Origin of the sequence: Microcoleus sp. Pol12B3 (assembly GCF_036701355.1) — a bacterium.
Taxonomy (GTDB): domain Bacteria; phylum Cyanobacteriota; class Cyanobacteriia; order Cyanobacteriales; family Microcoleaceae; genus Microcoleus.
In genome coordinates this window covers 91,192-99,044 of record NZ_JAUBQS010000024.1, presented here as the reverse complement: position 1 = coordinate 99,044, position 7,853 = coordinate 91,192, and the positions used below count along the sequence as shown (strand labels likewise).

The window sequence follows — 7,853 nt, the reverse complement described above, 5'->3', positions numbered from 1 at the left end:
CAGCAATCGTTTGGGGGTTTTGTGTTGCCGAATCTATCTTCCTTTCTCTCTGCTTAAATATCTGCGGAATGTGGGTTCCAAATAATGAGGTTTGGCTTGAGGGTTTGTTACCATCCCTAATGGGCCAGAATCCAAAATAATTATTCTGCTCATTGAAACAAGGGTCGATTAGACATTCGATCTTCATTTATCACTTGTTCTAGATATTCCGCAGTTTCTTTTTGCTCTTGTTCGTCATCATCTTCTCGCCATGAGCGCAATAATTCAATTGCACCTTGATTTCTTTGTATCCGTTCCTCCAACGACAGTTTAGTAATGTCTATTTGCTCAGATATCTGGGCCGGATCGGACAAGAGTGGCTTTACTGTCACCGTTTCCATAAATAAGCGCATCATCTGAAGTAAATTAGGCCAATATTCTCTGGGAGTCTGCTGAATTACGCGCAGAAATTCTGCGATGGGCTGGCTTAAGGGGCGATTGCTTTCTTTGTCTTCAACCATAGGAGTTTCGGGCGCGGATTTTACTGTCCCTTGGCTTTCGCTGCTTAAAACTTCTTCTGACATAATTAGTTTTTTCCTTTCTCTTATTTACTCATATTATAAACAAAGGGCGGGCAATGGCCCGCCCCACTTTTTACTTGCTCAACACACCATCGGGAATCCCCAAAATATCCTCAATTCGAGGCATATCTTCCAAAGCAATCACCCTGCCTTCATCCTCAAAACCAGCAATTTGATCGAAATTCAAATACCGATACAAATCACCAGCAAAAGGATCGATTCTCTTCGACACAATGTCATTGTATTCTTGGACTGTAGGAATGCGACCTAACAGCGAACAAACGGCTGCCAATTCCGCCGAACCGAGATAAACTTGTGCATCTTTGCCCATGCGGTTGTTAAAGTTACGAGTAGAAGTTGAAAACACAGTTGTCGCATCTTTAACCCGCGCTTGATTGCCCATACACAGACTGCAACCGGGCATTTCTGTACGCGCTCCAGCAGCTCCAAAAATGCTGTAATAACCTTCATCTTTGAGTTGCTGTTCGTCCATCCGAGTTGGCGGACAAATCCACAGGCGAGTTTTCACTTCCCCTGCACCTTCCAACACCTTCGCAGTGGCGCGGTAGTGACCGATATTTGTCATGCAAGAACCGACAAATACCTCGTCAACGCGATCGCCCGCAACCTCACTCAACAACTTAACATTATCCGGGTCATTCGGAGCAGCCACAATCGGTTCTGTAATGTCGTTCAAATCTATTTCGATGATTTCAACGTATTCCGCATCAGCATCAGCCTCCAGCAGTACCGGATTTGCTAGCCATTCCTCCATCTTCGCTACGCGGCGCATCATCGTCCGCGCATCTTGATAGCCCCGCGCCACCATGTTTTTCAGCAGCACGACATTAGAACGAATGTACTCGGAAACAGTCTCTACGCTCAATTTAATCGTGCATCCAGCGCAAGAACGCTCGGCAGAAGCATCGGTCAATTCAAAAGCCTGCTCGACCTTCAAATCTGGCAAACCTTCAATCTCCATAATCCGCCCAGAAAAGATGTTTTTCTTGTTCTGTTTCTCGACGGTTAGCAAACCTTTTTGAATTGCTACATAGGGAATGGCATTCACAACATCCCGCAGGGTTACTCCGGGCTGCAATTCACCTTTAAACCGCACTAAAACCGATTCCGGCATATCCAAAGGCATGACGCCCAAGGCAGCAGCAAATGCCACCAATCCCGATCCAGCAGGAAAAGAAATTCCCAAAGGAAAACGAGTGTGAGAATCTCCGCCAGTTCCCACTGTATCCGGCAATAACATTCGATTCAGCCAGGAGTGAATAATGCCGTCTCCAGGCCGCAAAGCTATGCCGCCCCGCTGTGACATGAAATCGGGTAATTCATGGTGAGTTTTGACATCAACTGGTTTGGGATAAGCGGCCGTGTGGCAAAAACTTTGAATTACCAAATCGGCGCTAAATCCCAAACAAGCAAGTTCTTTTAATTCGTCCCGAGTCATAGGCCCGGTAGTATCTTGCGAGCCGACTGTTGTCATGACTGGTTCGCAAGATGTACCTGGACGAACGCCGGACAAACCGCAAGCTTTGCCTACCATCTTTTGTGCTAAAGTGAAGCCTTTGCCCGTATCTACTGGGATTGTTGGACGGGTAAAAATAGTGCTAGGTTCTAGTCCTAAAGCTGCGCGGGTTTTGTCGGTTAAAGTTCTTCCAATTAATAGCGGGATTCGACCACCGGCACGAACTTCGTCTAGAATTGTGTCGGGTTTGAGGGTGAAGGTGGAGATGATTTCTCCGGCTTCGTTGGTGATTTCGCCTTTGTAGGGGTGGATGGTAATTACCATTCCTGTTTCCATTTGGGAGACATCACATTCGATCGGCAATGCGCCGGAATCTTCAGCGGTATTGAAAAAAATCGGGGCGATCGCACTTCCTAAAATATAACCGCCACTGCGTTTGTTCGGCACAAACGGAATATCATTGCCAATGTGCCAGAGTACGGAATTAATCGCTGATTTCCGTGACGAACCGGTACCGACAACATCACCAACATAGGCTACGGGATGACCTTTTTGCTTCAAGTCGGCAAGGGTTTGCAAAGCTCCTGGCATCTTACTTTCGAGCATCGCCAAAGCGTGTAGGGGAATGTCCGGCCGCGTGGTAGCATGAGGTGCAGGCGATAAGTCGTCAGTATTGGTTTCTCCAGGAACTTTGAAGACTGTAACGGTAATCGCTTCTGGCAACACAGGACGGCCTGTAAACCACTCGGCATCCGCCCAAGAATCGACTACCTGCTTGGCGTAGGGATTGGTATCAGACAAAGCTATAACGTCGTGGAAAGCGTCGAATACTAACAACGTTTTGCTCAGTGCCCGGGCGGCGGTGGCGGGAATGGCGATTTCGGCAGTGGGGTTGAGCAAATCGATTAAAGATTGGACGTTGTAACCGCCCATCATTGTCCCCAGCAGGTAAACTGCCCATTTGGGAGCAATTAGGGGGCTGTGGATTTCGCCTTTAGCAATGCCAGTTAAAAAACCAGCTTTGACGTAGGCGGCGCTGTCTACTCCGGGCGGGACGCGATCGCGCAATAATTCTATTAACGTTTCTTCTTCTCCAGCCGGCGGATTTTTCAGCAGTTCACACAGTTCCGACGTTTGCTGGGCGTCTAGCGGCAGCGGTGGAATTCCCAAAGCGGCCCGTTCGGCAGCGTTACGGCGGTAAGATTCAAGCATTTCTCCTCTCTCCTCGGATAGTATTCGGTGGTTGTTTGTAGGTGACTTTACTTTTTAGATTAGGAGCTTCCGCTGCACATTGGTTAAAGTACCTCGCTCTTATCAAAACTTAACGCAACTTTAAAAACAGTAGATTGTCATACCAAAGACAGATGTGGTCTTTAACGAGAGAGCTGCATATCAAACTTCAGCCGAGCAGTTTAGGGGCGTTCAGTTGCATAGTTCTGGTTAAGATTAATGTGTTGTGGGCTACTGTAGATCGTCCTCTGCATCTGAAATCGTCATTTACCAATAATCTGGACTGTTTTTAGTTCGTAGTTTGAAACCCTTGATTGTCCGTTGATAGCTCGATTGGCGAATCCCCTTGAAACTTTTATTCTACGAATGCTAATTAAAAACCGTCCGCAGTATTGATTGACCACAAGTTTAAAAAAGTTGTCCTGCTAATGGATCGATTAAACAATGGAAAGTTTTATCCCTGAAAAGTCTGAAGACTGTCACGGCTGGGCGTCCAAGCCAGACTTGTACAAAGAGCTGCAAGGAACCAAAGAATTACTGCTGACGATCGCCAACTCGATGCCACTGCCCCTGATCGTCAGCAGTCTGGCGGACGGCACAATTCTTTATAGCAATGATTTATGCCGTCAGGCTTTCGGGTTCACAGGATTCAAGTCGATCGACCGCCAAAAAGCCGAAATGCTCTACCACAAACCTGCAGATCGCCAGGAATTGCTGTTGAGGCTCGCCCGCAACGGACACGTCCGCGAGACAGAAGTCCGGCTTAAAAAAGCTGACGGCACGCTGTTTTGGGCAAGTGTATCGATGCGGTATCTGACATTGGTGTCGGGGAAAGCTGTTCTGTCGGTGTTCACCGACATTACCGATCGGAAACGAGTCGCCGCCAAGGAGCAGGAATTGCTCACCTCAATCCACTCGCGAGCCCGCCAGCAAGCGGCCGTCGCTTACTTGGGGCAGCAGGCCCTGGCAGAAACAGATTTGTCCGCACTGATGGACAAAGCTGCGGTTTTAATTGCTCAAACCCTGGACGTTGATTATTGCCAGTTGTTAGAACTGTTGCCCTCTGGTCATGCTTTTCTTCTGCGAGCGGGGGTTGGCTGGCAGCCGGGCCTCGTCGGCAGCGCTACTGTTGCCGCTTCTGCTCGATCGCAAGCAGGTTACACATTGCTAGTGGGCGAACCGACAATCGTCGAAGATTTGCGGGTGGAAACGCGCTTTAGCGAGTTGCCACTGCTGCACAATCACCGGGCTGTCAGCGGCGTTACTGTGATCGTTCCCGGCAATCGAGGACTGGGGAGGAACTGGGGACAAGCAGAACCAGCGAACAGTTCCTCCTCGCCGGCCTGGGGCATTTTGGGGGTTCATACCAGCCAAGGGCGGGTTTTCAGTCAAGATGACGTTTATTTTGTAGAAGCAATCGCTAACGTATTAGCTGCGGCGATCGAGCGCATTACATCGCAAGAGCGCTTACAAATGATGGAACGGGCGATCGAAAGTTGCAGCAACGGCATTGCAATTACCGACGCAACCGTAGCAGATAATCCAATTATTTATGTCAATCCCAGTTTTGAGCGGATTACTGGTTATCGCAGAGACGAGTTAATCGGGAAGAATTGCCGATTTTTGCAGGGGACAGACACTGACAGCCCCGCTGCCAAAGAATTGCGAATTGCGATTGAAGAAGGTAGAGAATCTCAAGTTATATTACGCAACTTTCGGAAAGACGGCACGCCTTTTTGGCACGAACTGTCGATCGCTCCGGTTTACAACTCGCGGCGACACTTAACCCACTTTATTGGAGTGCAAACAGACATTACCGACCGCCAGCGATCGGAAGAAGAATTATTTTTAAATTCTCAAGCTTTAGCAGCTTTTAGCGCTAATCTCAAACACTTGCACCGGATTACAACTTATCATTATCAAAACTTTGAAGAACTGGTTGACGATTATCTAACAGCAGGCTGTTTGATGTTTGGACTTTCAAGGGGCATCATGGCTGAAGTTGACAACGAGACTTTTATTGTTCGAGCAGCTAAAACAGAGTTAGAATACTTTGTGCGAGGTTTAGAATTGAACCTCAGCGATACTTACTGCGCGGCAGTCATTAAACTTAACAAAACAGTTGCGTATTCTCATATAGGAGCAGATATTGAGATGCGCGAACATCCTGCTTATCAGAACTGCCACGCGGAATCTTACATTGGAACGCCGATATTTGTTAACAATAAAACTTACGGCACTTTAAGTTTTAGTTCGCCAGAAATCAAGAAAAGAAAGTTCAAGTACGAGGAAATAGAAATTATAGAATTGATGGCTCAAAGTATTGGAAAAATTCTGGCGGTTCACCAAATGGAACTCGAACGCCAGCAAGCTGAAAAAGAGCGATGCGAGTTAATAGTATCTCTCAAAGAAAGTGAAGAACGCTATCGCCGTTTAGTAGAACTATCTCCCGAAGCGATCGCCGTTCACAGTCAAGGGAAAATCGCCTACATCAATGCTGCCGGCGCGAAACTCCTCGGTGCGAGCTCTCCCGAAGCGCTCATGGGCTTTCCAATATTGCATTTCGTGCATCCAAACTATGTAGAAATAGCCACAGAGCGCATTCGGCTAGTCGAGACAGAAAATCAGCCACTCGAGCTTGCCGAACAAAAACTGATGCGGCTCGACGGACAAATAATAGACGTTGAAATGGCCGGCATCCCCGCTACTTATCAAGGCTCGACGGCCGGCCAGATTATTATCCGAGATGTCACCGAGCGCAAGCGAGTAGAACGGCAACTGCTGCACGGCGCTTTTCACGATGCGCTGACGGGTTTGCCCAACCGGGTTTTGTTCATCGACAGGCTAGGACAAGCCATCCGCCGCTCCAATCAGTCCCCCGATTACAAATTTGGTTTACTTTTCCTAGATTTAGACCGCTTCAAAGTAGTTAATGATTCTTTAGGACACGTTTTAGGCGACAAATTGCTAATCGCCCTTGCGGAGCGACTGCAAACCTGCGTCCGGGTTTCTGATACCGTCGCCCGGCTGGGAGGAGACGAATTCACCATCCTGCTAGACCACATTCAGAGCCTCAGCGACGCCACCCTCGCAGCTAAAAAGATACAAAAAGAACTGACAAAGCCGTTTCATCTCGAAGGGCACGAGGTATTTACAACCGCTAGCATTGGCATTGTTTTCAGTCGAGGTGAAGCCACCGCCAGTGGCGCATCAAATTCGTACACTCACCCGGAAGAATTCCTACGCGATGCTGACATCGCTATGTACCGCGCTAAAGCTTTGGGTAAGGCCCGCCACGAAGTGTTTAATTTGGCGATGCACGACCAAACTATGTCGCTGTTGCAGTTAGAAACTGACCTGCGGTTGGCTATTTTGGGCAAGGAGGAATTAGGAGAGAGCAAGAATCAATGTTCGCACTTTATTGTGCACTACCAACCAATTGTTTCGATCGCCAGCGGTGCGCTCGAAGGTTTTGAGGCCTTGGTGCGCTGGCACCACCCAGTTCGGGGTTTAGTTCCACCGTCTACTTTTATCCCTGTAGCTGAAGAAACAGGTTTGATCGTGCCTCTGGGAGTCTGGGTGTTGCGGGAAGCTTGTCAGCAATTGCGGATTTGGCAAGAAATGTTAACCGATGAACAGGGAAGAAGTCCAATGGAAGTCGGAACAAGACCCTTCCACTCCCTTCGGCTTGACTCAGGGCAACTCGCTCAGGCTAACCAGAAGGAAGAAGGCGCTTCGACTTCGCTCCGGGTAACAACAGGGAAGAAGGGAACGGGCAATGTAGGGGATTTAACTGATGTAACAGATACAGGGAATGAGGAACACGAAACTTTTAGTGAGCGTAGTGCCAGTATTGGTCACAGGGAAGAAAGAATCGGTAAAAAATTACCAATTCCCAGTTACCAATTCCCGATTACCGATTTCCACTCATCTATTACCAATTCTCAATTCCCAATTACCAATACTTCGGCTACGTTCAGTACCACTTCCCAGGTACCAATTCCGAATTTTAAATTACCCATTATCGATCCTTCGCAATTAACAATGAGCGTCAATCTCTCTCCTAAACAGTTAGGTATGCCGAATTTAATTGACGAAATCGATGAGATTTTAGCAGAAACTGGCTGCGATCCGAGCTGTTTAAAATTGGAGATTACTGAAAGCGCGATCGTGGAAAATGTGAAGAAAGCCAATATTGTGCTAGCCCAATTAAAAGGTAGAAATATTCGATTGTCGATCGACGATTTCGGTACTGGCTATTCGTCTTTGAGTTACTTGCACCGTTTTCCGCTGGATACACTGAAGATCGATCGATCTTTTGTAAGCCGCTTGGGGGCTGTCGAAAATGGTGAGGACGGGGGTCAGCCTTTGCAGATTGTGCGGGCGATCGTAACTTTGGCTCACAATTTGGGATTGAATGCGATCGCCGAAGGTGTAGAGACAGGCGAACAGTTAGCACAGCTTCGAGAACTCGACTGCGAATTAGCTCAGGGATATTGGTTTTCTAAACCTTTGGACAGTTCTACCGTGACAGAAATCCTGATAAATCTCGGTAATCAAGCAATTATGGACTGAGTGAGGTACAG

3 protein-coding genes are annotated in these 7,853 nt (G+C 47.8%); 1 reads left to right on the top strand and 2 read right to left on the bottom strand.

Annotation, left to right across the window (positions count from 1 at the left end; genetic code table 11):
- Nucleotides 1–149: 149 nt before the first annotated feature.
- The gene (locus tag QUA53_RS14455) at nucleotides 150–563 is read right to left on the bottom strand and encodes a hypothetical protein (RefSeq protein ID WP_333097830.1); all 414 of its coding nucleotides are present in this window, start codon (nucleotides 561–563) and stop codon (nucleotides 150–152) included.
- Between the two features lie 70 nt (nucleotides 564–633).
- Nucleotides 634–3,249, bottom strand: coding sequence for a bifunctional aconitate hydratase 2/2-methylisocitrate dehydratase (acnB, locus tag QUA53_RS14450; protein ID WP_333097832.1), 2,616 nt, complete (start codon nucleotides 3,247–3,249; stop codon nucleotides 634–636).
- A gap of 462 nt (nucleotides 3,250–3,711) precedes the next feature.
- Between acnB and QUA53_RS14445 the strand changes: the two genes are divergently transcribed.
- Complete coding sequence (locus QUA53_RS14445; protein ID WP_333097834.1) at nucleotides 3,712–7,842, top strand: EAL domain-containing protein; 4,131 nt, start codon at nucleotides 3,712–3,714, stop codon at nucleotides 7,840–7,842.
- The last annotated feature ends 11 nt before the right edge of the window (nucleotides 7,843–7,853 follow it).

What these genes read in the sequence shown, in the direction of transcription:
- QUA53_RS14455 (WP_333097830.1), bottom strand. Translation starts at nt 563, where the DNA reads ATGTCAGAAGAAGTTTTAAGCAGCGAAAGCCAAGGGACAGTAAAATCC.
- acnB (WP_333097832.1), bottom strand. Translation starts at nt 3,249, where the DNA reads ATGCTTGAATCTTACCGCCGTAACGCTGCCGAACGGGCCGCTTTGGGA.
- QUA53_RS14445 (WP_333097834.1), top strand. Translation starts at nt 3,712, where the DNA reads ATGGAAAGTTTTATCCCTGAAAAGTCTGAAGACTGTCACGGCTGGGCG.